At 59.4% G+C, this 26,643-nt stretch carries 23 protein-coding genes; 13 read left to right on the top strand and 10 right to left on the bottom strand.

Features of this window, described 5'->3' with window-relative positions; all coding sequences use genetic code 11:
- Positions 1-148: 148 nt before the first annotated feature.
- The 3 genes from cysC (at position 149) to lspA (ending at position 1,716) form a co-directional block, all read left to right on the top strand.
- Positions 149-676 (top strand): adenylyl-sulfate kinase, encoded by a 528-nt coding sequence (gene cysC / locus NW841_RS01115; protein WP_414364256.1) that lies wholly within the window; start codon positions 149-151, stop codon positions 674-676.
- 96 nt (positions 677-772) lie between these two features.
- On the top strand, positions 773-997 hold the full coding sequence (locus NW841_RS01110) for a hypothetical protein (RefSeq protein WP_414364258.1): 225 nt from the start codon (positions 773-775) through the stop codon (positions 995-997).
- A gap of 203 nt (positions 998-1,200) precedes the next feature.
- The gene (gene lspA, locus NW841_RS01105) at positions 1,201-1,716 is read left to right on the top strand and encodes a signal peptidase II (protein WP_414385012.1); all 516 of its coding nucleotides are present in this window, start codon (positions 1,201-1,203) and stop codon (positions 1,714-1,716) included.
- A gap of 153 nt (positions 1,717-1,869) precedes the next feature.
- On the opposite strand, the gene NW841_RS01100 is transcribed toward lspA, so the two are convergent.
- Entirely contained in the window at positions 1,870-2,874 is a 1,005-nt protein-coding gene (locus tag NW841_RS01100) for a carotenoid biosynthesis protein (RefSeq protein ID WP_414384991.1), read from the bottom strand.
- Between the two features lie 190 nt (positions 2,875-3,064).
- Here NW841_RS01100 and NW841_RS01095 point away from each other — a divergent pair, with 190 nt between their 5' ends.
- A complete protein-coding gene (locus tag NW841_RS01095; RefSeq protein WP_414384990.1) occupies positions 3,065-3,955 on the top strand; it encodes a M23 family metallopeptidase in 891 nt (296 codons plus the stop codon).
- 123 nt (positions 3,956-4,078) lie between these two features.
- Here NW841_RS01095 and NW841_RS01090 read toward each other — a convergent pair whose 3' ends face one another.
- The 3 genes from NW841_RS01090 to NW841_RS01080 all read right to left on the bottom strand — a co-directional run bounded on the left by NW841_RS01090 (position 4,079) and on the right by NW841_RS01080 (position 6,976).
- A complete protein-coding gene (locus tag NW841_RS01090; RefSeq protein ID WP_414384988.1) occupies positions 4,079-4,696 on the bottom strand; it encodes a hypothetical protein in 618 nt (205 codons plus the stop codon).
- 119 nt (positions 4,697-4,815) lie between these two features.
- Positions 4,816-5,904: a polysaccharide deacetylase family protein gene (locus tag NW841_RS01085; protein ID WP_414364264.1), complete on the bottom strand. Its 1,089-nt coding sequence runs from the start codon at positions 5,902-5,904 to the stop codon at positions 4,816-4,818.
- 79 nt (positions 5,905-5,983) lie between these two features.
- Positions 5,984-6,976 carry an NAD(P)/FAD-dependent oxidoreductase gene (locus NW841_RS01080; protein WP_414384985.1) on the bottom strand — a complete coding sequence of 331 codons (993 nt, stop codon included), beginning with the start codon at positions 6,974-6,976 and terminating at the stop codon, positions 5,984-5,986.
- 192 nt (positions 6,977-7,168) lie between these two features.
- Here NW841_RS01080 and NW841_RS01075 point away from each other — a divergent pair, with 192 nt between their 5' ends.
- The 3 genes from NW841_RS01075 (at position 7,169) to gyrB (ending at position 10,837) form a co-directional block, all read left to right on the top strand.
- Positions 7,169-8,143, top strand: coding sequence for an SPFH domain-containing protein (locus NW841_RS01075; RefSeq protein WP_414364269.1), 975 nt, complete (start codon positions 7,169-7,171; stop codon positions 8,141-8,143).
- Between the two features lie 11 nt (positions 8,144-8,154).
- On the top strand, positions 8,155-8,727 hold the full coding sequence (gene rimM, locus NW841_RS01070) for a ribosome maturation factor RimM (RefSeq protein ID WP_414364271.1): 573 nt from the start codon (positions 8,155-8,157) through the stop codon (positions 8,725-8,727).
- 181 nt (positions 8,728-8,908) lie between these two features.
- Positions 8,909-10,837 carry a DNA topoisomerase (ATP-hydrolyzing) subunit B gene (gyrB, locus tag NW841_RS01065; protein ID WP_414364273.1) on the top strand — a complete coding sequence of 643 codons (1,929 nt, stop codon included), beginning with the start codon at positions 8,909-8,911 and terminating at the stop codon, positions 10,835-10,837.
- Positions 10,838-10,843: 6 nt separating this feature from the next.
- Here gyrB and NW841_RS01060 read toward each other — a convergent pair whose 3' ends face one another.
- Positions 10,844-12,034: an ATP phosphoribosyltransferase regulatory subunit gene (locus NW841_RS01060; RefSeq protein WP_414364289.1), complete on the bottom strand. Its 1,191-nt coding sequence runs from the start codon at positions 12,032-12,034 to the stop codon at positions 10,844-10,846.
- 80 nt (positions 12,035-12,114) lie between these two features.
- Positions 12,115-13,200, bottom strand: a complete 1,086-nt coding sequence (locus NW841_RS01055) for an isochorismatase (protein ID WP_414376624.1) — start codon at positions 13,198-13,200, stop codon at positions 12,115-12,117.
- Positions 13,201-13,346: 146 nt separating this feature from the next.
- On the opposite strand from NW841_RS01055, the gene NW841_RS01050 reads away from it, so the two are divergent.
- From NW841_RS01050 to rpsD, 3 genes are all read left to right on the top strand, one after another.
- Complete coding sequence (locus NW841_RS01050; RefSeq protein ID WP_414384984.1) at positions 13,347-14,714, top strand: nicotinate phosphoribosyltransferase; 1,368 nt, start codon at positions 13,347-13,349, stop codon at positions 14,712-14,714.
- Positions 14,715-14,839: 125 nt separating this feature from the next.
- Positions 14,840-15,976: a GDP-mannose 4,6-dehydratase gene (gene gmd / locus NW841_RS01045; RefSeq protein WP_414364277.1), complete on the top strand. Its 1,137-nt coding sequence runs from the start codon at positions 14,840-14,842 to the stop codon at positions 15,974-15,976.
- Positions 15,977-16,146: 170 nt separating this feature from the next.
- The gene (gene rpsD, locus NW841_RS01040) at positions 16,147-16,758 is read left to right on the top strand and encodes a 30S ribosomal protein S4 (protein WP_414384982.1); all 612 of its coding nucleotides are present in this window, start codon (positions 16,147-16,149) and stop codon (positions 16,756-16,758) included.
- Between the two features lie 271 nt (positions 16,759-17,029).
- Here the strand turns inward: rpsD and NW841_RS01035 are convergent, their stop codons facing one another.
- From NW841_RS01035 to NW841_RS01025, 3 genes are all read right to left on the bottom strand, one after another.
- Entirely contained in the window at positions 17,030-18,427 is a 1,398-nt protein-coding gene (locus tag NW841_RS01035; RefSeq protein ID WP_414376620.1) for a TolC family protein, read from the bottom strand.
- Between the two features lie 545 nt (positions 18,428-18,972).
- The gene (locus NW841_RS01030; protein ID WP_414384979.1) at positions 18,973-19,968 is read right to left on the bottom strand and encodes a heme o synthase; all 996 of its coding nucleotides are present in this window, start codon (positions 19,966-19,968) and stop codon (positions 18,973-18,975) included.
- Between the two features lie 52 nt (positions 19,969-20,020).
- A complete protein-coding gene (locus tag NW841_RS01025) occupies positions 20,021-21,013 on the bottom strand; it encodes a COX15/CtaA family protein (RefSeq protein ID WP_414384977.1) in 993 nt (330 codons plus the stop codon).
- Positions 21,014-21,402: 389 nt separating this feature from the next.
- On the opposite strand from NW841_RS01025, the gene NW841_RS01020 reads away from it, so the two are divergent.
- From NW841_RS01020 to NW841_RS01010, 3 genes are all read left to right on the top strand, one after another.
- Positions 21,403-22,404, top strand: coding sequence for a cytochrome c oxidase subunit II (locus tag NW841_RS01020; protein WP_414384976.1), 1,002 nt, complete (start codon positions 21,403-21,405; stop codon positions 22,402-22,404).
- A 56-nt stretch (positions 22,405-22,460) separates the two neighbouring features.
- The gene (ctaD, locus tag NW841_RS01015; RefSeq protein ID WP_414384973.1) at positions 22,461-24,167 is read left to right on the top strand and encodes a cytochrome c oxidase subunit I; all 1,707 of its coding nucleotides are present in this window, start codon (positions 22,461-22,463) and stop codon (positions 24,165-24,167) included.
- 96 nt (positions 24,168-24,263) lie between these two features.
- The gene (locus NW841_RS01010; protein WP_414384972.1) at positions 24,264-24,875 is read left to right on the top strand and encodes a cytochrome c oxidase subunit 3; all 612 of its coding nucleotides are present in this window, start codon (positions 24,264-24,266) and stop codon (positions 24,873-24,875) included.
- A gap of 100 nt (positions 24,876-24,975) precedes the next feature.
- On the opposite strand, the gene holA is transcribed toward NW841_RS01010, so the two are convergent.
- Complete coding sequence (gene holA / locus NW841_RS01005; RefSeq protein ID WP_414364284.1) at positions 24,976-25,953, bottom strand: DNA polymerase III subunit delta; 978 nt, start codon at positions 25,951-25,953, stop codon at positions 24,976-24,978.
- Between the last annotated feature and the right edge of the window lie 690 nt (positions 25,954-26,643).

The raw sequence follows: 26,643 nt of genomic DNA, 5'->3' as shown, positions 1-26,643 counted from the left end.
CGATTGAACAGCTCGGCGGTTGTCGCAGATCCCAAGGTGGCATCGACAAGAGAAGCGCTTAACGGCGGCATGGCAGAGGGAGAATGGACAGTGTTTCGAGTGTATCACTCTGGCCGGGGATGATATTCTGGCAAGGAGATCCACACCCATGGGGCGACGGGGGGTAACAGTCTGGTTTACGGGGCTAAGTGGGGCGGGCAAAACCACCCTGAGTTGCGGCGTGGCCCAGCAGTTGCAAGCTCTGGCGTTGCCGGTGGAAGTGCTCGACGGTGACCTGGTGCGGCAACACCTCACCAAGGGGCTGGGGTTTGGCAAAGAAGATCGGGATGAGAACGTTCGCCGCATTGGCTTTGTGGCCGAGATGCTGACCCGCCACGGGGTAATCGTACTGGTCTCGGCCATTTCCCCTTATCGGGCCACCCGGCAAGAGGTGCGGCAGCGCATCGGCAACTTTATCGAGGTCTTTGTGGATGCCCCCCTGGAGGTGTGCGAGCAGCGCGATGTCAAGGGCCTCTACCGCAAAGCGCGGGCAGGGCTCATCCAGCACTTTACCGGCATCGACGATCCCTACGAGCCACCAGAATGCCCGGAGGTGGTGTGCAAAACCGCTGAGCGAAGCATCTCCGAGTGTATTGAGCTGGTGATGCAAGGCCTGAGAAGCCACGGCTATCTCTAACAATTCTTCACCTCATAGAGCGCTGGGCCTGGCGGGCTGAGGATCCCTTGTGGGAAGATATGAACAAGCATTTCGTTTCTGAGAATCAAGGTAGCTATGGCAGTGACTCGTGCCGGACGAACCTCTGTGATGCGGGGTAGCAGCGAAGGGAACCCTGCCAAGTTTCTGGAAATGGCCAGCTCTCTGATCAACACTCGCACCCGCCAAGGTAGCGGCAAAAAGGTTGAAGATCGCTCCTCCTACGGCAAGGCGGGCAATCCGCAAGAGTTTCTGCAGATGGCCAGTGAGTTGCGCCGATCCCTGGAGCAACAGGGTCGGTAGCTGCCCTTGTCCTCTTCTCTGGACTGTGGGATCCCCGTCCGGCTCAGCCAGCCGGGCGTTTTTCTTGATTAAGCTCTCCAGCCAGATGAACCCCCAAGCCTTGCCCCTGCGGTTTGTCACCCACAGGTAGGAGAGAGAATGTCAGGATGGGAAAAGTGCTCCTCTGAGCGCTATTGCCAGTGGACGTGGTGAAGCAAAAGAGCATGAAAAACACAGGCTTTTGGCTGGCCGGGATCCTGGGCGTGATCCTGGATCAGGCGACCAAGCGCTGGGCGGTGGAGCGGCTGCTGCCGGGGCCGGAAATCGAGCTGTGGCCGGGGGTGTTTCACCTTACCTATGTGGAGAATACCGGCGCCGCCTGGAGCCTGTTTGCCGATTCGGCAGAGTTTCTCAAGTGGGTCTCGTTGGGGGTAGCGGTGGCGCTGGCGCTGCTGGCGATTCGCGGCGGCAGCCTGGGCCGTTGGGAACAGGCAGGCTACGGTCTGGTCTGGGCAGGAGCGGTAGGGAACGGCATCGACCGCTTTCTCAACGGCTACGTGGTGGATTTTTTTAATCTGGTTTGGATTCGCTTTCCGGTGTTTAACGTGGCGGATGTGGCCATCAACCTTGGGGTGGCCTGCTTGCTGATCGGCTTGCTACAGGACAAATCAAAGAGAACGGAACCGGCTTCCACTTTGCCTCATCCAGAAAAAAAATCTGGCCACGGCGGCAGCAGTTAAATAAACACCACCGCCACCGCGACTTGGGCTCGTGGCTCCCAATAGCCGACAACTCTGCCGTCCCACCTGCGTCCAGTCAGATATAGGCCAGCAAGAGGGGTGAGCACCGAAAGGGCCAGGGCACTGTTGCTCCCTCCTAACTACGCCAGGCAGCTATTTCACCCTCGCCCAGCCAGGATCCTCCAGCGCCTGCCAGGTTCGAGCTGCCTCCCCTTCAACCGCTTCGGGATGGCAGGGATCCTCAGGTGCAGGCGGTGCGTTCCACCACAACCCTAAGGCTGGCCCCAAGCCCAGCAACAGGCCTAGCCCCGCTGGCGCGAAAATGCCGGATCCCAGGCTCATCAGCAGGGCAAAGGCAAAATTAGCTACATAAAGCACCAGTGGCCCCAACAACTGGCGGCGGTTCAACACAGGCTGATCTTTCCCCCAGAGGAGGTTGGCTACGGTCATAAAGGCCGCTCCGGTCAGCATCCAACCGCCAAAGTTCTGCAGCGGCATGCCAAAGAAGGGCCCCGGCTGAAACCAAGTCCAAAAGGGAATCAAGCCGCGGGTCATGGCCGGATCCAGAACAAAGTCCCAGGCAGTGAGCAGCAGCGCCCCCAACAGGATGGCCTCGCAGTGGATCAGCCAGTGGCGACCTGCTTGCAGGGCCACCCGCGCCAACAGGTAGGACGACAGCCCCACGTAAAACCAAGACAAAGGGATCGTGAAGGGAACCAGCCCGGCAATCTTGTAGCCCAGCCCACTGAGGTAGCCGTAGTCGCCAAAGGGGATCCCCGTGCTGGTACCCAGCAGCTCGCTGGCCAAGGAAATGCCCACCGCCGGGATCAAAAACATCAACAGGCGCCGCACCCCCAACAGTCGGGATCCCATCAAAGCCGCCGCCAGCGCTCCAGACACCATGTAGGCAACACCACCATTGGCCATGCTCAGGGAAAAGGCTTGTAGGCCGATGGGGGGCAAGCTGGCCACCCATTCGGGATGGGGTACAACCCAAAGCAAGCCCGCCAATCCAAAAAATAAAGACAGAATGTGCAAACCCAGGGCCAAGGTTTCCAGCAGCCCCCCAATCGAAGCCAGCAGGGGCGGAAATGTTTGCCAAACTCCAAACTGGAGAGGCAAGCTGACGAGAACAGCAGAGGATGACAGCCAACGCATGAGAAACTCCCAGAGGGTGGTCAATCACAGCCGCTCTGCTTTCCCGCCATCTGGGCAGTGGCTGCGCAGAGAAGCAGAGGGCGGAAGGGGGCCGGACGCCAACGACAAACCGTCTGGTCTGCTGGGGAGGGCCCCTTGGATAGAAGCATCACAACGGCTAAGGGTGACACTGCTGATATTTTGCTGCCTATTGTATCAATTCGTAAACATCTCGCCCGGTTTTCCCCAGGGCTCACCCTCCTCCCCACCGCCGGGATCCCTGGTGGGGGTGTACGCCCAGTTGAGCCGGGCTGTCGAGCGCCGGGACTGGTCTCAGGCCCTGCGCCTGGTGGATCTCCTGCTGCAGCGGTCGCCAGATCCCGCCCAGCGTCAGGAGCTGGAGAACTATCGGCTGGCGCTGGAGAGCCATCGCTCTGCCGATGGGGATCCGCCGCCGCCCCAGTGGCCGTTGTTGCACAAGCCCTTTGTCGGGGAATTTCCCGTCACCAACCTTTTCGACCACGATATGCCCCTGGGAGAGAAAGATGGCAACGGACGCTTTGTCAGTGGGCAAGGCCAAGTTTGGCTCCCTGGCCCGTTACACCCCTGCGGCAAAAGTGATGGCCACGCCGGCTACGACTGGGCCATGCCGGTGGGTACGCCGATCTTGGCCGCCGCTTCGGGACGGGTTATCTTGGCGCGTCAAGAGCCGCAGTTTTTGTGTCCCAGCTTGGGCCGCCCGGTCAGGGGGTTGCGGGTGCGCATTCGGCACGAGCCAGCCGGCTTGGAAACCCTCTACGCCCACCTCAGCCAAATCCGGGTGCAGGAGGGACAGAGAGTGGCGGCAGGGGACGTAATCGGCCTCTCGGGCGACAGCGGCTGCGCCAGTGGGCCCCATCTCCATTTTGAGGTGCGCCGCCTTGATCAAACCAACTCTGGCCAACCTGCCCCTGTCGATCCCTACGGGTGGTTTGGGTCTGACCTGGATCCCTGGAGCCTGCATCCCCTGGGAGCCGAAAGCCTGTTTCTCTGGCAGGTGGGCCAAGCGCCCAGCCTGGGCGTCTGCTGGCAGGCTCAGCAGCTCTCTGGTCACCCTCAATAGGCTGGAGACGTTTCCCTCACCCCCAATCTCTCTCCCCGTGGGAGAGGGGAGTGTCAGGGGACTGCTTCGCGGCAATTCGAAACGAATCCCGGCGGTCTATGCCTTGTCGCCAGACTTGGGATGCTACAGATCACGGCGGACAAAGCCATCTCCCTCCCACTGGTAAAGGGTGGCGCGCAAGTCGCGGTTAGCTCCCGGCACGCTGGAGATGACCAGGATCCCTTGGGAGCTGACCCGCAAGCTGGCATTGTTTAAATCTGTCACGCTCAGCAGCGGCACAAACCCCTCCGCTCGGTGTTCCAAGACCAAGACAGACCGCAGCAGGCTAATGCCCCCTCGCTCGGTGAGCAGCACCAGCTTGGGCTGGGCGCTGGAGGTGATGTCGGTGCGCAGCTGCGCCTCCACCAACCGTCCGGGGATCGGCTCAGCCGTGTGGAGCAGGCGAAAATCGTATCCTCCCTGATGTCCAAAGCTGAGAACCCGCACCACTGGCTCCACTGTCGGCTGCCGCTGGATTTCAAACACGGCCACCACATCCTGACGCTCAGAAGCGGTGCGGCTGGCTGCAAACAGGCGCAGGTTTTCGCCGCGATTGCCGCGGATGAACTCCCACCAGATGGATTGACGAAATAGGGCAACAACTCCTTCGCGCGCGCTGCCCCCCTCAGAAACAGCCGGCAACAGCGGAAGCAGCGGCTGGGGGTAGGCAGAGTGAACAGCAAGCGGTAGCGCCAGAGCCAAGGCTGCTCCCCAACTTATCCGAGCCCAGCAATCCAAGGGCTTTCGCATACTTCCCCACTCCTCGACCCTAAGATTCTAAGAGATTGCCCGGTTTTTCTAAGAGACAGTTGGCGGTTTCCTCAAGCAGGATCTCTAGAACTGGGCCAGGGCAAAAAGCGATAGCCTGCCTCTTCAACCGCAGCAACGATATCTGGCAAAGCTTCTGCAGTATGGGGCCAGCGGTCGTGCAGCAGCAAAACCAGGGGTTGTTCAGAGGCTTTCATCACCGACAACTGGGATCGAACCCGCTCCAAAAGCTGGTCTGCTGTTTGGCCAGCATAGGCATCCTCGGGACTGAGGTTCCAGTAGAGAACCCGATACCCTGCCTGTTCCAAAGCGTGACGTAAAGCAGAGTCTAGGCGAAAACCGCCCGGTGGGCGAACCACTAGTTGGGGATCCAAGCCCAACCTCTTGAGCAGTTGGGTTGTCTGATCCACCTCGGCATAGAATATCTCGTCGCTGCTGTAGAGGCGTTGATAGTCGTGAGTAAACGTGTGGTTAGCTATCGTGTGGTGGTGGGTTTGAATGGCTTTGGCCAGCTCTGGAAAGCGAGAAACGTGATTGCCGATGAGAAAGAATGTAGCCGGCACTTGTAGCTGATCCAAAACTTGCAAAAGGCGAGGTGTGGACTGAGGCCAAGGTCCATCGTCAATGGTGAGAAAGGCAGAGCGAGGTGGTACTTCCAACAAAGGCCCCAGCGCCTCTTCCAAAGTCAGTTGCAAAGGCCAGCTATTTTCCAGCGGATCGAGCAAAGTGGGATCCGCTGTCCAGCCATGCTGCAAAAACACCTCTACCTGGGCAGGTGCAGGGGTGATCAGCAGGCGCCCAGTCTGTTCGTCTCGGTTGCCCCAGCTCAGCCGATAGGGCAGCCCCGCAGCAACTTCAACCGTTGTCGAGCGGGTGATGACTGCATAGGGAATATCAATTAAATAATGCCCGTTCACCCGCTCTTGGTGAACCCAGGCAGCAGAAGGAGCCGATAGATAAACCAGCAGGTCTTGGGGATTGCTGCCGCGCACAACGCGAACGCTCTCGATCGGGAGAATAGGATCGTATTCTGAGGTTAGAGTCAGGTTTAGATCAAAAAAAGACTGGGCCTCTACCGCGTAGTAATGCAGCCCTACCAATAGGAAAACCCAAAAAAAGATCGCCACTTTCAGAGAATGCATGGGAGTTGCTCGGGGCTTCGCAACAATCATAGGGCAGAAGGCCATCCCAACTCCCTCAAGAGGGCGGAATGAGCCCAAACTAAGAGCGCAGGCGCTCTTCCCATTTACGAAGAGGAGAGGCCCGGCGGATGTCCCGCCAAATGGCCGTTGCAGCCAGCGCCCCATCGGCGACGGCAATCGACACCTGGTTGAGGCCCTGCTTCAAATCCCCTACCGCGAAGAGCCGCGGATGGGTGGTGCGGCACCACTCGTCGGTCACGAGGTTTTCGCCCTGCCAGCGTAAGTTCGGGATCCCTTTCAAATAGTCGTTGTGGTATTTGGCTCCCATGGCCACCAGGCCGGTGGTTGCCTCGATGTAGGTGCCATCCTCGAGCTCCACGCCCCGCATCTGGTGGTTCTCGCCCAGAAAGCGGCGAATGGGAGACTCGTAAAGGGGATAGCCGTGCTCCGCCAGTTTTTGGCACATTTCAGGGCCGACCGAGCAGAGGCCGTGAGTCAACACCGAGATATAAGGCGTAAACCAGTTGAGGACAAAAGCCGTATTAATCCGATCTTCTGAATTGACAATCAAAACTGCCTTCTGATCCCGCATTTCGTAACCATCGCAAATCATGCAGACATGAAGCGAGTAGCCTGCATATTCGTAGACATTTTGCATATCAGGCAATTGGGGCAAATAATCGATAATGCCCGTTGCTGCAATCAAATATTTGCTGCGAAAAACAGGGTAGATACTGTTGACTTTTCCCACTTTGACCTTGACAGCAAAAAGGTCTCCCTCATCTGTGACATCTTCCACAAAGCCCCATAGATAGTCCACCCCCAAGCTGAGGGCGTGCTCCCTCCCCTGTCGCAACAGCTCTCGTCCTGGCGTGTTTGGCGGCAGGCCCAGATAGTTGCGCAAATCCTGCATCCAAAAAGAGCGGCCTCTGCTCTTTTCCACCACCAGGCAGCTCAAGCCGTAGCGGGCCAGGTAAATGGCTGCCGACAGCCCCCCTGCGCCACCACCGGCAACAATAACGTCGTAGATTTTGTTCAGGCCAACTTCTAGGTTCCTGCTGTCCAGTTTCATAGACGGGATCCCCCCACAAGCTTTCTACTGGATAAGATTGCAGCCCCAACAAGAAATCCGCAGCTCTAACTATCCTGTTCACGCCTCCCCTCTCTATTGTCTATTGAGGCTGAGACGTGTCGAAGGGGGAAGGGAGCAGTCCCAGCAGCCGTCTAGAATGGGGGCTGAACCCTCTGTTAGGAGAAGAGCCCTATGCCTGGCATCTTAGCCGCCCTTGCCCTCATCTTTATCGGCTACCTGTTCAACTCGGTCAAGATCATCAGCCAGGGCTATGAGGCGCTGGTAGAGCGTTTGGGGAGGTTTCACCGCAAGCTGACACCCGGGTTGCACATCATTTTTCCTCCCATCGACAGGATTGTGTTTAAGGAAACCATTCGCGAGAAGGTGCTGGACGTGCCACCGCAGCAGTGCATCACCAGCGACAACGTTTCTTTGATGGCGGATGCGGTGGTTTACTGGCGCATCACGGATATGATCAAGGCCCGCTACGCCGTAGAGGATGTACAGCGGGCTTTGGTGAACTTGGTGCTGACGGCCTTGCGTGCCGAAATTGGCCGCATGGACTTGGATCAGACCTTTTCCTCCCGCGCCGAGATCAACGCCCGCCTTTTGACAGAACTGGACGAGGCCACCGATCCCTGGGGGATCAAGATCACCCGCGTAGAAGTCAGGGATATCCAGCCCTCTAAGACGGTGCAAGACTCGATGGAAAAGCAAATGGCTGCCGAACGGGAGAAGCGAGCGGCCATTCTCAAATCGGAGGGGGAGCAGCAGGCCAGCATCAACCAAGCAGCGGGGGCTGCCAAGGCGCAGTTGTTGCGAGCAGAAGCTGAGAAGCGCGAGCGGCTGCTGCTGGCCGAGGGTACGGCTGAGGCTATCAAAACCATTGCCGCTACTTTGCAGGAAAACCCAGAGGCAGCCAACGCGCTGCAATACTTGATGGCACAAAACTACATCGATATGGGTCTCAAGCTGGGCAGCAGCCCCAGCTCGAAGGTGATCTTTATGGATCCCAATTCCATCCCCGCTACCCTGCAAGGGCTGCTCTCGATGGTGGATGTGGCCAAGGAAGGGCAGGGATCCGGATCCCGCGCTTCTGGGGCTTCCCAAAAGTTGGGCACCTCCACGGCTTTCCCGACCGAGGTGAACTTTCCTCAGCTCGACTAGTAGCGACAGCTATGGTAGCTTCTGCCCAACATGGAGGGGATCCCGCTTGGCTAGTGGTGGGGCAGGTGGTGGCCGCTCATGGACTGCGGGGCTGGCTACGGGTTAAGTGCTGGTCGGATTTTCCAGAGCGCCTCACTGAGCCAGGGCCGCGCTGGCTGCAGCGGGATAGCGATCCGGAGCCTCTGTTGCATCCTTTGATTGAGGGCCAGTTTTTTCCCGCCAAGGGCTTGTACTTGGTGCGGCTGGAAGGGATCCCCGATCGAACGGCAGCAGAGGCTTGGGTGGGGGCCAAGGTGTTGGTACCGGCTTCCCAGCGCCTGCCCCTCGAGCCGGAGGAGTACCACTACTCCGATCTCATTGGCCTAGCCGTCTACCATCAGGGTCGGCTGCTGGGACATGTCTCGGCAATCTGGGCCGCTGGCCAAGATGTGCTGGAGATCTCTACCCCCGACCAGCGGCAGGTGTTGATCCCCTTTGTGAAAGCTCTGGTGCCGGTTGTGGATCTGGAAAACGGTGAGCTGCAGGTGCAGCCGCCGCCGGGATTGGTGGAGAGCTTTCTCGGCCAGGATTGGGCAAGAAACTGATCTCCATCCCTGCATCCCCTGCCAAAGTTTGCCCTCAGAAGCGGCTGCGTGGCCGTTCTAGGCTTTTGTGCTATTATAGGGGCAGGTTTTTGGGATTTGGATCATCTCTGGCTTCTGGCGTCAATTTCTCTGGATTCAGGTTGGCGGGGGCCGGTATCTCTCTTCAGGATTGGAGTTACGAATGACGGAGAACTACGGTGCAGAGCAGATCCAAGTTTTGGAAGGCTTGGAGGCTGTGCGCAGGCGGCCTGGCATGTACATTGGCTCCACCGGGCCGAAGGGATTGCACCACCTGGTGTATGAGGTGGTGGACAACTCCGTCGATGAGGCCCTGGCCGGCTATTGCGACGAGATTGAGGTCACCCTCCACCCCGATGGCTCGGTGTCGGTTCTGGACAATGGCCGCGGCATCCCGGTAGACATCCACCCCAAAACCGGGCAGTCGGCGTTGGTGACGGTCATGACGGTGTTGCACGCCGGCGGCAAGTTTGGAGGGGGCGGCTACAAGGTCTCCGGGGGGCTGCACGGCGTTGGGGTGTCGGTGGTGAATGCCCTCTCGGAGTGGTTGGAGGCCAGAGTCTGGCGGGAGGGCAAAGTTTACTTCCAGCGCTTTGAGCGAGGGGCGGTGGTGGGATCCCTCAAATCCGAGCCGCAGCCGGTGGGTTCCCAGCGGCGGGGCACCGAGGTGCGCTTCAAGCCAGATGAGCTTATCTTTCCGGAGCGGGAGTTTGACTATGCCGTGCTGGCTGCTCGTCTACGCGAGCTGGCCTACCTCAATGCCGGCTTGAAAATCATCTTTAGTGATCTGCGGCGGGATCCGCCTCAGCGGGAAACCTATCAATTTGCGGGCGGCATCAAGGAATATGTGGCCTTCATCAACCACGAAAAAACCCCCATCCACCCCGACATTGTCTATGTGCGCGGAGAGCGGGATGGCGTCGAGGTCGAAGCGGCTCTGCAGTGGTGCGCAGATGTCTATACCGATACGTTGATTGGCTTTGCCAACAACATCCGCACCACCGAAGGGGGCACCCACTTGGAGGGGCTGAAGACTGCCCTTACCCTTACCATCAACAGCCAAGCCCGCAAGCTCAACAAACTCAAAGAGTCCGACAGCAACCTGGCGGGAGAAAACGTGCGGGAGGGCCTGACGGCGATCGTCTCGGTCAAGGTGCCTAACCCCGAGTTTGAGGGGCAAACCAAAACCAAGCTGGGCAACACCGAGGTGCGGGGCATCGTCCAAACCATTGTCTCCGAGGCCCTCACGGAATATCTGGAGTTCAACCCCAACGTGGCCAGGGGGATCGTCGATAAGGCCATCCAGTCCTTCAACGCGGCCGAAGCTGCCCGCCGGGCCCGGGAGCTGGTACGCCGCAAGTCGGCTCTGGAATCTTCCACACTGCCGGGGAAACTGGCTGACTGCAGTTGCCGGGATCCGGCGGAGTCAGAGGTGTACTTGGTGGAGGGCGACTCGGCAGGGGGCAGCGCCAAGCAGGGACGGGATCGCCAGTTTCAGGCGGTGCTGCCTTTGCGGGGCAAGATCCTCAACATCGAGAAGGCAGATCCCGCCAAGATCTACAAAAACGCCGAGATTCAGGCCCTGATTACAGCGCTGGGCCTGGGGGTCAAGGGCGAGGAGTTCGATCCCAGCCAACTGCGCTACCACCGCATCATCCTCATGACTGACGCCGATGTGGATGGCAGTCACATCCGCACCCTGCTGCTCACCTTCTTTTACCGCTATCAGAAGGCGCTCTTGGAGCAGGGCTACGTCTACATTGCCTGCCCGCCCCTCTATAAGATTGAGTGGGGCCGCAACAATGTGCGCTACTGCTACAACGAGGCCGAGAAAGAGCAAGTCCTGCGCAGCCTGCCGGCCAACACCAAGTACACCATCCAGCGCTTCAAGGGCTTGGGGGAAATGATGCCAGAGCAGCTCTGGGAAACCACCATGAACCCGGCAACGCGCGTCCTCAAGCAGATTACCATCGAAGACGCCGCAGAGGCGGATCGCATTTTCACCATCCTCATGGGGGATGCCGTTGGCCCGCGGCGGGAGTTCATCGAGGCCCACAGTGGCCAGTTGGAACTGGCGGCTCTGGACATTTGATTGGGATTAGTCCACGGGGGAGATGTGGTAGCTGCCATCAGCCTGCACCCAGGCAATCTCCGGGATCCGACACTGGCGGGCATAGGCCTCGATCTCTTCAGGAGGGCGATCCAGCAATTCCAGCTCCACGGCCTCTGACTCCCGCCAGCGGGCGGCCAAGGCCAGCGCTGCCGGGATCCCTGCCGGCACCAGCGGCACCACCAACCGCTGGCAGCCCATTGCCTCGGCTGGGGGGTCGGGGGGCAAGAGCCGCAGCAGCGTATCGGGCAGGAGGGTAAAGCCGATCCCTGGCTGCTCAACTTGCTGAGGGCTGTAGAGAGCATAGAGCTGGTCGTAGCGCCCGCCCAGGGCAATGACCTCTCCTCCCACCACTGCCTGGAAGACAATGCCGGTGTAGTAGGCCAGAGTTTGCAGCAAGCTTAGATCCAGCACCACCCGCACCTGCCGGGCTTCCAGGATTTGGCACAACTGCCGCAGATCCCGCAGCCGCTCCGGGGGCACAGGAAGCTGGGCAAGCTGAGGTAGGACCTGCTCAGGCTGGCCGCGCAATCCCAGAATCTGCAAGCCAATCTGGCGGGCCGCCTCCGGCAGGGGGGCTGATTCTAGGTAAACGTAGTCAAGCTGGGCAATGGCGCGGCGCACCGCCGCCTGGGCCTTGGGAGTAACCGAGTTAAGCAGGCTCTCGGTCAGGCCCACATCTCCCAACAGCAATGTCCAGTTGCTGAGGCCAACAGCGCGCACGCAATCGGCCAAAAGCAGCAAGATCTCAGCGTCGGCTAGCCATCCGCCCGCGCCGATGAGCTCCACCCCCGACTGGAAAAACTCCTGGCTGCTGTAGGAGCCCTCCTCCCGCCGGCTATTGCGGAACACGTTGCCGTGGTAGTAGAGCCGCAGCGGCAGAGGCCCGCCGGCCAGCCGGGTGGCTGCTGCCCGCACGATGGAAGCGGTGAATTCCGGGCGCAACCCCAGCATTGTCCCTTCCCCGTCCCGCAGTTGCAGCACGGCTTCACCGCGGATGGATCCCCCAGCCAGCAGGGTCTCTAACCGCTCTAGGGTGGGCGTGATGATACGTTGGTAGCCGTAGCGGCGAAAAACCTGGGTTAGCTGCGCCTCTAGCCTTTCCCGCCGCTGAACTTCCCGCGGCAAAAAGTCGCGGGCGCCAGTGGGAGGGCGCAGGGAACTGGTTTCCCAAAGCAAATCTGCACCGCCAGGGCAGTCGTACACAGGCCAACTCCGACAGGCTGTCCTGCCGCATCCTACCACTGGAGTAGAGCAGATCAAGTCTCCTCCGCAAGAGGCCAGGGAAAGTCAGGCCACTCCCAAAGGGGATCCGTGGAGTGCACCCGGTGCATCCCCGCTGCCGCAAAGCGGGCAAAGGCTGCCTCCGCCTGCTCGCTAAAATCGACAATGCCGGGGATCACTACCGGCGAGGTGCAATCTTCCAGAAGGTAGACCCTCCTGGCTAGGCTGGGATCTCTAGCCTGGATCTCCTGCAGCAGGTCGCTTACCGTCCAGGCAACGCAGTGGCTTTTGGCTTGGCCAGCCACAATCAGGGCATCAAATTCCAGGAGGTGGTCGATAAGGGATTCATTTTTCTCGTCGATGGGATCCCCCTCCGGCCCCGTCAAGACCTCCGGGCTGAGGGCAGAGTAATTTTCCGTCAAGGGGTTGGCTCCCTTGAGCTGTAAGCTGGGCTGGCTGCCGCGGGCAATGGTGTGGAAGAAGATCGCCTCCTCCACTGCCGGCACCAGGGCATGGCCAATCCCACCCAGCATGGAATGGTAGGGCCAGACAATGAGGGGATATTTCCCCCCTTTCTCCAATTGCTCGGCATAGTGGAGGGCATAGACCTGCAGCCGCGTCAGATCCCCCTGGGTGAGGTTGGCGGCCATGGCAGGGTTGATCCGCCAGCGTCCTGAGCGAATCTCGGCTGCCGAGATGGCGGTAGCTGGCTCGGGATGGGATCCCTGGGCATCCACCCAAAAGACGGGGTGGAAGATCTGCATCGCCGTGTGGGTATCCAGGGTGGCCACAATCTGGGTGATGTGGGCAAGGTGGCGGTAGATGAATTGGCACAGGCGGCAGTTGTCCTCCACCGCCCCCAAGCCGCTGGGGCCGCCCACAAACAGCTCAAAGCCAGGAATGCAGAAGGTGTTTTGCACATCAATCAGCAACAGGCCCACCCGCACCCGATCGGCTTCCGCCGGGGGAATGTGGTGCTCTTGGGCCCAGCGCTCTGCCTCTAGGGCCCGCTGCTGGTAGGGCACTCGCCAAATCTCTCCCACCCGCTCAGGAGCAAAGTGGGAGGGCACAGGCAGGGTTGGCGGCGCTGGAGTTGTCAACTGCGGAGCAGAGGTGTCCATGGCGCTTCCCGTAGCCAAGCTTTTGCTGCTTTGCAGGGTAGGGATCCCTGGCAGGCTGGACTTGCTACCATGGTAGCTCCAACTGGGGCAACCGCTTCTCTGCCTTTCCCCAAGAGCGTTGCCTCTCTGGCTTACTTGAGGGTTCCATGGTAGACCCAAGCTTTTCCTCCCTGCAGCCCCAAGACTACGGCTTACTGACCGATCTCTACCAGTTCACAATGGCTGCCTGCTATGTGGGGGAGGGGCTGGAGAATCAGCCGGCGGCCTTTGAGCTGTTTGTGCGGCGCTTGCCTAGCGACTATGGCTACCTCATTGCCATGGGGCTGGCCCAAGCGGTGGAATACCTGCAGCAGTTGCACTTTCCGCCACAAGCCTTGCAGGCCCTGCAGGAGACGGGCATTTTTGCCGAGGCACCGCCACGCTTTTGGGAGCTGCTGGCTAGCTACCGCTTCGAGGGGGATGTGTGGGCAGTACCGGAGGGGACGGCCGTTTTTGCCAACGAGCCACTGCTGCGGGTGGAGGCTCCTCTGTGGCAGGCGCAACTGGTGGAAACCTACTTGCTGACCACCTTTAACTACCAAACCCTGATTGCCACCAAGGCAGCCCGCATGCGCGATGCGGCAGGGGATGAGGCCGTTTTGTTGGAGTTCGGCACGCGGCGAGCCTTTGGACCCCAGGCGGGCCTCTGGGCAGCGCGGGCGGCGCTGGCGGGGGGGTTCAATGCCACCTCCAATGTCTTGGCAGCTCTCAAATTGGGGCGCAAGCCGGCGGGCACCATGGCCCATTCCCTCGTGATGGCCATTGCCACCCTCTCTGGCGATGAGACCCGTGCCTTTCAAGCTTTCCGGCGCTACTTTCCCCAAGCGGTTTTGCTCATTGACACCTACGATCCCATCCAGGGAGCGCGCACCGCGGCTCAGCTCTTTGCTGCCACCCCGCCAGATCAACTGGGATCCCGGGGGGAAATCGGCGGCGTACGCATCGACTCGGGGGATCTGGAGGCCCTCTCCCACCAAGTCAAGGCCATCCTGCCGCAGGGGGCGCCGGTGTTTGTCAGCGGCGATCTGGATGAGTACGAGATTGAGCGGCTGCACCGCTCCCAAGCGCCCATCAGCGGCTACGGTGTTGGCACCCGCCTGGTTACCGGCGAGGGCGTGAATGGAGTGTACAAATTGGTGGAGATCAATGGGATCCCCGTGGCCAAGGCCTCCTTTGCCAAAGCCACCCTGCCAGGGCGCAAGCAGATCTTTCGCGGCCCCACAGGGGACTTGCTGGGTCAGGCTGACGAGACCCCGCCCCCCGGCTATGAGCCGCTGCTGCGCCAGATCATGCACAGGGGCGTGCTCCTGGAACCCTTGCCCGACCTGGAAACCATTGCCCGTACCAGTCGTGCCTCGGTGCTGCGCTTACCGAAGGGGGTGCGGCAACTGCGTCAGCCGGATCCCTGGCCGATGGCCCTGACTGCAGCTTTGCAACGGGTAAAAGACCACACCCTCGGTCAGGAATCTGCCTGAGGAAAGGGAGTTCTGCTGCATTATAATGTCTTAGCTTTCAAGTCTCTGCTTCGAGATCTGAGTTTTGCTATTGGACTTGAGCCACTTCGCTGCTTAGACTTTTCCCGCTCTTTGCCCCCAACTCTATGACCCAACGTGCCTTAATTACCGGCATCACCGGACAGGATGGCTCTTATCTGGCCGAGCTGTTGTTGCAAAAAGGCTACGAAGTCCACGGCATCATCCGCCGCGCCAGCACCTTCAATACCGACCGCATTGACCACCTCTACGTGGATGCCCACGACCCCAGCGCCAAGCTGTTTCTCCACTATGGGGATCTCACCGATGGCACCACTCTGCGCAGGATCCTGGAACAGGTGCAGCCGACGGAGGTGTACAACCTAGGGGCCCAATCCCACGTGCGGGTAAGTTTCGATAACCCGGAATACACCGTCGATGCAGTAGCCATGGGCACCCTGCGCCTCCTGGAGGCCATCCGCGACTACCAACAACGCACGGGGATCCGGGTGAAGTTTTACCAGGCGGGATCCTCGGAAATGTTTGGGCTGGTGCAGGAGATCCCGCAAAAGGAGACCACCCCCTTCTACCCCCGCAGCCCCTACGCCTGCGCCAAGGTGTACGCCTACTGGCAAACAGTCAACTACCGCGAAGCCTACAACCTCTTTGCCTGCAACGGCATTTTGTTTAACCACGAAAGCCCACGGCGGGGAGAAACCTTCGTTACCCGCAAGATTACCCGCGCCGTCAGCCGTATTGTGGCCGGCAAGCAGGACAAGCTTTATCTAGGTAACCTGGATGCCAAGCGGGACTGGGGCTATGCGAAGGACTACGTCGAGGGGATGTGGATGATGCTGCAGCAGCCCCAGCCGGACGACTACGTGCTGGCTACTGGCGAAACCCACAGCGTGCGGGAGTTTGCCGAACGCGCTTTTGCTTTGGTGGGCATGCCCATTACCTGGCGGGGATCCGGCCTGGAAGAACAGGGGCTCTACAAAGATCGCGTGCTGATCGAGATCGATCCCCGCTACTACCGCCCAACGGAAGTGGAGCTGCTGCTAGGTGACGCCTCCAAGGCCAAGCGGGTGCTGGGGTGGCAGCCCAAGGTGACCTTTCCCCAATTGGTGGAGTTGATGGTGCTAGCCGACCTGGAAGCCATTGGCTTGGATCCGGATCCCATCTTGGGGGAACGGCGTACCCTCAACGGCCTACTCAGCGAGGATCGCGCCTTCATCCGCACCCAACTGGGGGTTCGCTGCAACTAATGGTACCGGCTGGATCCCCCAAGTCAACCCAAAAAACAGCTCTCACCCCTTGCTTAAAGGAGGGGCTAAGACCTTAATATAGGAGATCGCCAATTCTTTTAGCGTACGGCCAGCGCTTTTGCCTGTGCTCTTCTGCTGAGTATCTTTGCCGATTTCGGAGAAACGCCCGCATGTCCCGCTACACAGGTCCCCGCCTAAAGATCATTCGTCGCTTCGGGGGACTTGATCTGCCCGGTCTGACTCGCAAGCGCCCCAAAAATACCAATCCACCCGGTATGCACGGGGCAGAGCGCAAGAAAAAATCCGAGTATGCTATCCGCCTAGAAGAGAAGCAGAAGGTTCGCCTCAACTACGGGGTGAGTGAGCGCCAGATGATCCGCTACATGCGCAAGGCGCGGCGCTCCAAGGGATCCACCGGGCTAGCCCTGCTGCAGATGCTGGAGATGCGGCTGGATTGCATTGTCTTTCGCCTCGGCATGGCTCCAACCATTCCGGCAGCCCGGCAGTTGGTGAGCCACGGCCACATCGAAGTCAACGGCCGCAAAGTCACCATCCCCAGCTATGGCTGCAAAGTTGGGGATGTAATCACGGTAAGGAACAAGGAGTCTTCTCGCAAATTGGTGGCCGCCTACGCCGAGTATCCGGGACTGTTCCTGCCCGATTACCTGGAGTTTGACAAAGAGAAGCTGCGCGGACGTATCAAAGAACTGCCTCCCCGCGAGCAAATCTGCGCGCCAGTGAACGAGCTGCTGGTCGTCGAGTTCTATTCTCGTAAACTCTGAGGATCCCTTTTGCCGCCATTGCGGATCGTGGGGAAACTTCAGGAGCTAAGCCCGGAGAGGGCGATTTTTCTCAGAGAAAGAGTCAGTACTTGGGGTGTGCTGAGTATATTAGGCGCTATCCCTCCCCACCCAGGTGGGGTATCCCGCACATTCAGAGGAAACGTTTCTCCACGTCATTATTACGACGCAACACTGTTGCCAATGCGCCGCTCTAGCTCCCCTCTCCCAGAGGAAGAGGGGTTGGGGTGAGGAAGAAAGAACCGAGCAGAGATCAAAGCCTGCCGATGGCCCGCTGCAGTTGCACCAAGGCGCGGTTGTAGGCGATTACAGCATTGGAGAGGTTACCACGGGCAGTGGTAAGGGCAGCTTCGGCGTTGATCACCTCTGTTTGCGTGCCCACCCCCGCTTGCAGGCGCAGCCGGGCCAAGCGTAGACTCTCCTCTGCCGAGGCAATCGCCACCTTGGCCGAGTCGATCTGCTCGCGGCTGGAGCTGAGAGTGAGGAAAGCTTCTTCCACAGTGCGCTGGATTTCATTGCGGGTGCCGACGAAATTGCTCGCGGACACCTGCCCATCGATCTCAGCTTGGCGAGCCTGGGCAGACGCCTTTCCCCCATCAAACCAAGTCAAGGTGAAGTTGGCCCCGACCGAATAGCCGACATCGAAGCTGTCGCGGCTGGCGTCGAAATCGTTAACGGCATCGAGAGTGGCGAACAAACCAATCTGAGGACCGTTGCTGGCTTGTGCCAGGCGCACCCGAGCTTGGGCTTGTTCCAACTCTCGGCGTTGGCGCTCCAGCTCTTGTCTTTGGGCAAAAGCGGCAACAATAGTCTCTTCCAGGCTTAGATCCCACTCTCCCACCGGCTCGATGGGATCCCTGGCCAGCACATCGGTGGGGCTGGGAAAGTTCAGCAGTTCGGCCAGACGGCGGCGGCTCAGTTGTTGGGTGTTTTGGGCCACCAGTAGGGTTTGTCGATTGTTGGCCAACTCCGTCTCCGCCTGGAGAACCTCGAAGCGGGTACCTACCCCAGCCCGCTCTCGGGCTTGCGCATCCCGCAGGGTGGCTTCAGAACTGGCGACGGCAGCCTGGCTAATGGCCACTCGGGCATCGGCGCTCTGCAGATCATAGTAGGCGTTGGCCACAGCTTGTCTTACCGTCTGCAGGGTTTGCTCCAGTTGCAGTTGGGCGACGCGCAGAGCTTCTTGGGCCAGTCTCAGGTTTTGTTCCCTGATCCCGTTGTCAAAAGCGGTGTAGTCTAGCCGCACCACGCTAGCGGAGAGAGTGTGCGATTGGCGGCTGGGAGTGCCGCCGGGGGCAGGGGGTTCGCTGTACTGGTAGTTGGCACGGCTGGAAAGGGTGGGAGCAAAAGCTGCCTGCGCCAGGGCTACACCTGCTTTAGCCCGTTCTACAGCCAGCCTTGCCTGCTGCACCGCCGGGTTTTGGGCAACGGCGATCTCCAGGGCTTCTTGTAAAGACAAGCCCTCCGTCCGCTCGATGCGCACCTCCAAAGGGGATTGAGGCACCACCAGGTCTTCAGCCCTAGAAGCCCCCTGCAAGACCGGGGTAGGAGTGGCAGGGCGGGCCTCGGGCGGGAGCGATAGGGTGGGAGGCAGGTTGGGGGTGCGGATTGCCCGGCTATCTGGGAGGATCGAGGCAGCAGGGTCAGGCACTTCCCTCTCTTGGGCAAGGGCAGGTACAGCCCAGAGCAGGCTGAACAGGAGACCACAGGGGGCAAACCGGGTAAGGGACAGCCGGGATCCCGCTGAGCTTGGCTGCCGTTGAGGACGTCGAAGCCGGCCCCTAGCTAGACTCTGCATCGCCATCGTGTTGTCACTCTCAACATCACCTCTAGCAGTATCGCAAAGTAAACTGCCCACACTCATGCTGACACAGCAGAGTAGCCGGGTAGCCCCGTATTAAGCACTCCGCGCCGCTAGCGCGAGTAGTGCGGGGCGGAAAAGCCTTCGAGCGACTGGAGTCGCTCGCCAATGTTATGTTGTAATCTTAAGTCAGCACCTACCCCGGTGAAAAACCCGGACAGTGCCGAAAGCCAGTAAGTAAGCGGAACCTTGAGGCTTTGTCTCTAGGGGCCGTCTAGGGACGTCTTGACAGCGCCTTTACGAGTTCGTTGTTGAACTGCTTAAGAATCCCCTGCCTTTAGGCGCTGGGAGTGTCAATGTCCAAGTTGGTTGGGTACGTTGATCTGGTTAAGTCGTTAAGCCAGGGATCCCATTGTCCCAAAGTGGCTTGCCAGCGCCACCAGGGTGGTGTAAACCCCCTGAAGGGAGGCGAGAGCCCGCTCCCAGAGGGTGTGGGTCAGCGACCACCTGTCCAACCCCATGGCGCCACACAACAGCAGCAAGTAGAGGTTAGCAAAGGTGAAGAGGGAGGCTGCCCGCTGCCGGTTGTGCGGTTCCTGGAGCAACTGCACCGCCTTCCAAATGAGAAGGGATCCCAGCAACGCCGCCACACTCAAGTAAAAGGATCCCAGCACGTGCAGAGGGTAAACCAGCAGTAGACTGACTGGCACCATTAGCAGGGCGTAGAGGAGAATCTGGGCAGCAGTCGGCCTTTCTCCTGCCACCACTGGCAACATCGGCACCCCGGCGTGGGCATAGTCCTCTTGCTTTAAAATCGCCAAGGCCCAGAAGTGGGGCGGGGTCCACAGAAAGATAACGGCAAACATCACCCAAGCAGCCCAGCTCAGCTCACCGGTAGCTGCTGCCCAGCCCACCAAAGGTGGGATTGCCCCTGCTGCTCCGCCGATAACAATGTTCTGGGGGCTGGAACGCTTCAGCCAGTGGGTATAGACCCCTACATACACCAGGATCCCTGCCATGGCTAAGCCGGCAGCCAGCCAATTGGTAAAACAGGCCAGTAGGCCAAAGGACATCACAGCTAGGATCCCGGCAAACATCAGGGCATGTCGGGCCTGAATGCGACCGGAAGGCAGAGGACGGTGGCGGGTTCGCTCCATCATCCGATCAATATCGGCGTCGTACACCATGTTGATGACATTGGCTGCGGCCGCCGCCATCCCTCCCCCCAAGAGAGTGACACCAAACTTGAAGGGATCCGTATTGCCCGCCATCCACATCGCTCCAGCCGTGGTCATCAGCAAGAGGGCGATGATCTTCGGCTTCACCAACTGGCTATAGCTGCGCAAAACCTGCGCCAGACTTTGGCGATGGCCAAAAGGGATTCCTGTCACCGTGTTCTGACAAGGATCTGGACAGTAGGTTGGAAGGATATCTGCCATGAAACTACTCGCCGTTCATTTCTGCGGCCGCGGCTACCCCCCGAAGGTTCCTTCCCCCAAGGCTGTTGCTCATCCGCCAGGCCAGCACCGTAAAGCCCAGCAAGCACGCCAGCAAAGCTGCCCCAATCATCTGGTGGGCTACCGTCAAGGGCTCCACCTGCAGCCGGTAGCGATAGGTGAGAATGCCAACCCCCACTTGCGCCAGCAAAAGGACTACGGATCCATGGCCCAGCCGCTTGAGAATCCTTGGGATCTGCTGCCGCCGCCAACTCGTAGCCACCGCCACCAGCAACACTGCCAGCGTGGCCGGAGCCACCCCTAGCAAGTGACTGTTCATCACTCCGCACCGTTCACCAGAAGCAAAGCACTGGTGTAACGCCCACTGGGAAGCCACCAAAGCCCCAAGCAAGCTCTGGACGTACACCAGAAGCACTGCCCCCCAGCCGAGCCAGGGCAAGTAGCCAACAGAAGCTCTCCCCGCCTCAGAGGGAGCGACGCTTGGCAGGGCCAGCAATCCCAAGCTGAGTAGCGTGGCAAAAAACAGCAGGCCTGTGCCCAGGTGGGCCGTCACAATGTCAAAGCGCAACAACTCCGTTACCGTCAGCCCGCCCAGGATCCCTTGGGCCACGACCAAGACAAAAGCCCAGCTCAGACCCCAGGGCAGCCAAGCGGGCAAAGCCTGCCGCTTCCGCCAGGCAAACCCCGTTAGCACCAGGGTGGCCAAGCCCACCCCGGCAGCCACCAGGCGGTGAAACCACTCTAGAAACACCTGCAGGTTCATCTGCTGCGTCGGCACCAGCTCTCCATAGCAGAGGGGCCAGTCGGGACAGGCAAGTCCAGCATTCATGACTCGAGTGGCACTGCCTAGCCCCATCAACAGCCAAGTAGCCGCCGCTAGGCCCAGCAGGGCTCGCCCCATGTGCAGGGAAAGCTCCCCAGGCGGAACGGGATCCGAAGCCGAAGAGGGGACGTGAGAGGGAGAAATTGAGGAGTCCATTGCAGTTTGAAGAATCGAAATCTACGGAGAGCAGTCCACAATCGGCACTCAAAAATGCGCGGAAGCAACGGTTAATCATTTGATCCCTCTAACCCCTTCCTATCCTGGGTGGTGCTTCTCTAGAGGCAGAGGGGAGACTCTCTTGCAACAAATCCTAAATGCAGCTTTGCAACGGGCGAAGGTTCTTAAGGATTTCTTTGGGCCAAGCTGCCCTTCCTCAGTAGACGGTGCCAACGCTCCGGCTGAAGATCCCGAAGAGATCCCTAAGATGGCCAATTCTCGCCGGCTCCTGGGACTTGAATGGAGATGAGTCTAAGCCTGCTCTGGTTCTGTTCACAGAATCTGCTAGGGCAGGCACGTCGTGGTGGTAGCAGCGGGGAAAAGCAGCTGTGAGCGCGCTCAAGAATATCTTTTTGGTGGGGATCGGGGTGCTGTTGACCCTGGCCAGTCTCTGGTATGGCCAGAACCACCATCTGCTTCCGGAAGCGGCTGCCAACTCAGCTCCCTTGTTCGATAGCCTCTTCAACAGCACAATCACCCTCGCCACTGGGATTTTTTTGGTGGTGGAGGGAGTGCTTCTCTACTGTGCCTTTCGCTACCGCAAGCGGCGAGGCGATCGAGGAGACGGGGATCCCAACCACGGCAACGTGCTGCTGGAGATCGTCTGGACGGCGGTGCCGGCGGTGATCATCCTCTGGTTGGGCCTGGCCAGTCTCGATGTCTATCAGGCGGTGTATGGGGGTGCCGATGTTGGCGGCCACGTCCATGCGGCCATGGCGATGGGGTCTTCCCAGGATACGGAAGCAGGGGATCCGGGCTACGCCTACACTCCCGCGGTTCTGCCGGGAAAGGAGAGGGGTCAGCCAGATCTGGTTGTCCAAGTTCAGGGCATGCAATATGCCTGGATGTTCACCTATCCGGAATCGGGTTTGGTGGCCGGCGAGCTGCACCTGCCTCTTAACAAGCGGGTGCGCTTGAACATGACGGCTATGGATGTCAACCACGCTTTCTGGGTGCCGCAATTTCGCCTAAAGCAAGATCTCATCCCAGGCCGAGAGACTCACCTAGAGTTTGTGCCCACGCAGCTAGGAACCTATCCCATCATCTGTGCCGAGCTATGTGGCCCTTACCATGGAGTGATGGTGGCACAACTGGTAGTGGAGACGCCGGAAGAGTTCGAGCGCTGGCAGCAGGAGCAACTGGTGGCTGCTCGTGGCGAGAACAACGCGCTGGCCTGGGCGGGAGACCTTCACCCCTCTCCCTCGGAATCTGCCTTTGTCCAAGTTCACCAGCAGCGTTTGGGCCTCTCGCCTGCTGATCTAACCTCTCTCAAACTGCCCAAGGACTCCGTCCCGCTGACGCGAACGGGATCCCTTCCCTCAGCGGGCTAGAGAGATCCCTTTCCCCTTGACGGACGTTCTGGTGACGCCAGGAGGAGCCTTTTGCCATGACCCAGCTACAGGACAATCCCACCTTTGCCGCTGCCCCCAAAGCCAGCCTGGAGCCTGCCGCCGAGCCCTGGTGGCGCTTTTTTACCTTCTCCACCGACCACAAGGTGATCGGGATCCAGTATTTGGTGACCACCTTTTCCTTCTACTTGGTGGGGGGAGCGCTGGCTACAGCCGTGCGGGCCGAGCTGGCCACCCCCGAAGCCGACTTTCTCGGCTTTGAGCGCTACAACGGTGCCTTTACCCTCCACGCCACAATCATGATCTTTTTGTGGATTGTGCCGGCTTTGATGGGGGGCTTTGGCAACTACCTGGTGCCGCTGATGATTGGGGCGCGGGACATGGCTTTTCCCAGGCTAAACGCCGTCGCCTTTTGGCTAATTCCACCCAGCGGCCTTTTGCTGCTGGCTAGCCTCTTCCTCGAGGCCCCGGCAGCGGGTTGGACCTCGTATCCGCCGCTGAGCCTCATCAGTGGCAAAGTGGGAGAAGAACTCTGGATCCTGAGCATTTTGTTAGGCGGAACCTCTTCCATTCTGGGGGCCGTGAACTTTATTACCACCATCCTCAAGATGCGCATGCCCGGCATGAAGATGGAGGATATGCCTCTGTTTTGCTGGGCGATGCTGGCTGCTTCCATCATTACCCTCATTGCAACGCCGGTTCTGGCTGGGGCGCTGATCCTGCTTAGCTTTGACCTGTTGGCGGGCACGGCCTTCTTCAACCCCAGCGGCGGCGGGGATCCGGTGGTGTACCAGCACATGTTCTGGTTTTACTCCCACCCGGCGGTGTACATCATGGTTCTGCCGGTGTTCGGCATGATCTCGGAGATCTTGCCGGTGCATGCCCGCAAGCCCATCTTTGCCTACAAAGCCATTGCCTACTCCAGCTTGGCCATCTGCTTTTTGGGCTTGATTGTCTGGGTTCACCACATGTTTACCAGCGGTACCCCCGACTGGATGCGGGTGTTCTTCATGATCGCCACCATGGCCATTGCCGTTCCCACGGGAATCAAGGTGTTTAGCTGGCTGGCCACTCTCTGGGGCGGCAAGATCCACTACCGGACGGCCATGTTGTTTGCCATGGGCTTTATCTCCATGTTTGTCATCGGCGGCTTGAGCGGGATCATCCTTGCTTCGGTGCCGTTGGATATCCACGTCCACGACACCTACTTTGTGGTGGCCCACCTGCACTACGTGTTGTTTGGCGGCAGCGTGTTCGGCATCTATGCCGGCCTCTACCACTGGTTCCCCAAGATGACCGGCCGGCTGCTGAACGAGTTCTGGGGGCGGGTGCATTTTGCGCTAACCTTTGTCGGCTTCAACATGTGCTTTTTGCCGATGCACAAGCTGGGTCTAATGGGCATGCCCCGCCGCGTGGCTCAGTACGACCCGCAATTTGCTGACCTCAACTGGATTAGCTCGGTGGGTGCCTTCATTCTGGCCATTTCCACGCTGCCCTTCTTGGTGAACGCCATCTACTCTTGGGTAGCTGGGCCCAAGGCCGGAGACAACCCCTGGCAGGCTCTAACTCTGGAGTGGACAACTTCTTCCCCACCGCCTGCCCACAACTTCTACGGGGATCCCATCCTGCTAACTGGCCCCTACGACTACGGCCTGCACAGCAAGGAGACTTTGGATTACTTGGCCGCCCAGTTGCAGAGCTTGCGGGAGCTGGCGCTGGCTGAGGCGGAGCCTACTTCTTCTTAGCAGGGGACTTGCCCGCTGGGTATCCATCCTCTGCTCCCCAGCCATGTCGGTCTTGTCCTCAACCTCAAGAAGTCTTGCAATTCGAGCCATAGACCTATGCAAGGATCCCTCGCTTCTGATGCCTTAATGGTCGGCCACACTCAGGCCCATGCCGCTCATGCCGAGCACCCAGATCATCGCGTTTTTGGTCTGCTGATGTTCCTGGTAGCGGAAGGCTGTCTATTCTTGGGCCTGTTCATGGCCTATTTGGCCTACAGCCTCACGGCCCCGGTCTGGCCGCCGGAAGGGACGCCGGAGCGGGAACTGCTCTTGCCTGGGATCAACACGGCAATCCTCCTCTCCAGCAGTTTGGTTATCCACCAGGCCAAGCCTGCCATCCAGGCCAATAATGTCAAGGGATTGCGGCTGTGGTTTGCCCTCACTGCCCTGCTGGGGGCCATCTTCCTGGCCGGGCAGCTCTACGAGTACAGCCACCTGGAGTTTGGCCTCACCACCAACTTGTTTGCCAGTGCCTTCTATGTCTTGACGGGGTTCCACGGGCTGCACGTGGCGGCGGGGTTGCTGTTTATTTTGGCGGTGCTCTGGCGATCCCTGAAGCCAGGCCACTACAGCGCCCAACGTCATTTTGGCGTCGAGGCTGCCGAGATCTACTGGCACTTTGTGGATGGGGTTTGGATTGTGTTGTTTATCCTGCTCTACTTGCTCTGAGTCGCGAAGAGGGATCCCCCTCCCCAAGACTGAAGGAGATCCCGCTCGAGCACGCTGTCCGTTAAATGGGCTCTGGGCGGAGTAACAAGGACAGAAAGGCTCAGGACTGTTGGAGAATGGCCACGGTCTGGATCAGAGCCTCTGGAAACACTTCTCGCTCCGGCTGACCTTGCTTGAGCTGATATTCCAGTTGTAGAAGTTGCTGCATCACCTTCAGCAGTGCTGAGCTTTTTAGGGATCCCACCTCTTTTTGTAAGAAGTAAACCCGGTTGGGGTTGGCAATCTCTGCTTTTTGGGCAATGACCTTGGGATCCCGTTCTCCCTCTTCCAGCAGTAGCTTTACCCACAGCCAGGTGCGGAATTGGCCCACCAACACTGCCAGGATCTTAAGGGGCGGCTCGTTGTGATCCAGCAGATGGTTCAGGATCTGCAGGGATCGATCCAAGTTGCCCTGGCGCAGGGAGGCGGCCAGTTGAAAGCTGTTGTAGGCGCTGGCAGGAACCAGAGCCTCGATTTGCTCAGGGGAGATGGGATCCCGCTGGCCTGCCGTAAACAGGGCCAGCTTTTCCAGTTCCATGGCCAAACGGCGGGAATCGTTGCCCACCGCCTCAGCCAACTTCTGGGCTGCCTCTGGGCTGAGCTTGAGAGCCCGCTGTCGGGCCTCGCGGTGTACCTGCTTAAGAATGCCCTCTTCGTCCCAGGGGGGCAGTTGGGAAAACTCGCGGACAATGGCCCCTTGCTTGAGGAGTTTGGTGGATTTGAGACGTCCATCCGGCTTGCTGCTGGTGGTCAAGACCAGATGGGTTGTGGGGGGCAAAGAAGCTAACGTTCGCTCCAGTTCTCTTACCAACTCTTCGGAACACTGCTGGGTGAGCGTTGTCTCCTCCAGCCAAACCAGGCGGGCGTTGGATCCCAGAGGCGGCGTCATGGCCAGGTTCAGTCCGGCCAGGGTGGACTCCGGTGGCAGGCGATCGTAGTTAAAGGCAGCCCACGCGGGATCCAGCACCTGATCGCGCAGCTCTTGCACCGCCTGCAGGAGGCGATAGCTATCATCTCCCCAGTAAAGGTAGACGGGCATACTCCCCACGTCGCCTCAGCTTGGTCTCCAGCTTTTTTTCCGTAGTTTCTCTAGGCGTTATTTTTACTTGCGTTAATCAACGGGTAGCTTCCGGCCCTTTGTCCGGGATCTTCCGGAGAAAGCCTGGCCAAGTTTCAGCTTTTTTCTCTCTAAAAAGAGTGCCAGCTTTGCATGATCTAGCTTGGCAAATTCTGTATTCCCACTGAAGAACTCTCGTCAATCTTCTCCTAAGCTGGGCTTAGAGATGGGGTTGGAGGGAGGGCCGCAAGTATATGGACACTATTGGCGAACTGGAGTTCAAAGTGCAGGTTTTAGCGCGCTGCCTGGGATCCGCTTTGGGCTTGGGCCGGCCTACTCGTGTGCAAATTCATTACTGCAATTCCCCGCTCTTCAAAGCAGATCAGTCGGGAGCAGGGGTTCCCCCTTTCAGCTCTGAAGAGGTTAAGAGCTCCCAGCTCCACCCGCTAACCTCGGTTGCCTAAAGGGCACTATGAACTACCCCACCGCGCAGGCGGGTGGGGTTTCCCCATCCGCTTTACGGCGAGATTTTTGTCTCTTCCTCTGCCCCAGTTGCTTCATGGATCCCGTGTACCGGGTCTGTGAAGTAGAGCTGAAGCATCCAAGACTCACGAGGCGGGTTCCCAGCCCCGGTTGCTGATTAGTAGCAACGTTGTAGAAAACCATCACCGT

Origin of the sequence: Synechococcus sp. H60.3 (assembly GCF_047462295.1) — a bacterium.
Lineage (GTDB): Bacteria > Cyanobacteriota > Cyanobacteriia > Thermostichales > Thermostichaceae > Thermostichus.
Note: the sequence above shows the minus strand (reverse complement) of the source record. Positions and strands in the feature narration are given on the sequence as shown.

Bases quoted from the DNA above. Each gene is read 5' to 3' on its own strand.
- cysC (WP_414364256.1), top strand. From the start codon at position 149: ATGGGGCGACGGGGGGTAACAGTCTGGTTTACGGGGCTAAGTGGGGCG.
- NW841_RS01110 (WP_414364258.1), top strand. From the start codon at position 773: ATGGCAGTGACTCGTGCCGGACGAACCTCTGTGATGCGGGGTAGCAGC.
- lspA (WP_414385012.1), top strand. From the start codon at position 1,201: ATGAAAAACACAGGCTTTTGGCTGGCCGGGATCCTGGGCGTGATCCTG.
- NW841_RS01100 (WP_414384991.1), bottom strand. From the start codon at position 2,874: ATGCGTTGGCTGTCATCCTCTGCTGTTCTCGTCAGCTTGCCTCTCCAG.
- NW841_RS01085 (WP_414364264.1), bottom strand. From the start codon at position 5,904: ATGCATTCTCTGAAAGTGGCGATCTTTTTTTGGGTTTTCCTATTGGTA.
- NW841_RS01080 (WP_414384985.1), bottom strand. From the start codon at position 6,976: ATGAAACTGGACAGCAGGAACCTAGAAGTTGGCCTGAACAAAATCTAC.
- NW841_RS01075 (WP_414364269.1), top strand. From the start codon at position 7,169: ATGCCTGGCATCTTAGCCGCCCTTGCCCTCATCTTTATCGGCTACCTG.
- rimM (WP_414364271.1), top strand. From the start codon at position 8,155: ATGGTAGCTTCTGCCCAACATGGAGGGGATCCCGCTTGGCTAGTGGTG.
- gyrB (WP_414364273.1), top strand. From the start codon at position 8,909: ATGACGGAGAACTACGGTGCAGAGCAGATCCAAGTTTTGGAAGGCTTG.
- NW841_RS01055 (WP_414376624.1), bottom strand. From the start codon at position 13,200: ATGGACACCTCTGCTCCGCAGTTGACAACTCCAGCGCCGCCAACCCTG.
- NW841_RS01050 (WP_414384984.1), top strand. From the start codon at position 13,347: ATGGTAGACCCAAGCTTTTCCTCCCTGCAGCCCCAAGACTACGGCTTA.
- gmd (WP_414364277.1), top strand. From the start codon at position 14,840: ATGACCCAACGTGCCTTAATTACCGGCATCACCGGACAGGATGGCTCT.
- rpsD (WP_414384982.1), top strand. From the start codon at position 16,147: ATGTCCCGCTACACAGGTCCCCGCCTAAAGATCATTCGTCGCTTCGGG.
- NW841_RS01025 (WP_414384977.1), bottom strand. From the start codon at position 21,013: ATGGACTCCTCAATTTCTCCCTCTCACGTCCCCTCTTCGGCTTCGGAT.
- ctaD (WP_414384973.1), top strand. From the start codon at position 22,461: ATGACCCAGCTACAGGACAATCCCACCTTTGCCGCTGCCCCCAAAGCC.
- NW841_RS01010 (WP_414384972.1), top strand. From the start codon at position 24,264: ATGCAAGGATCCCTCGCTTCTGATGCCTTAATGGTCGGCCACACTCAG.
- holA (WP_414364284.1), bottom strand. From the start codon at position 25,953: ATGCCCGTCTACCTTTACTGGGGAGATGATAGCTATCGCCTCCTGCAG.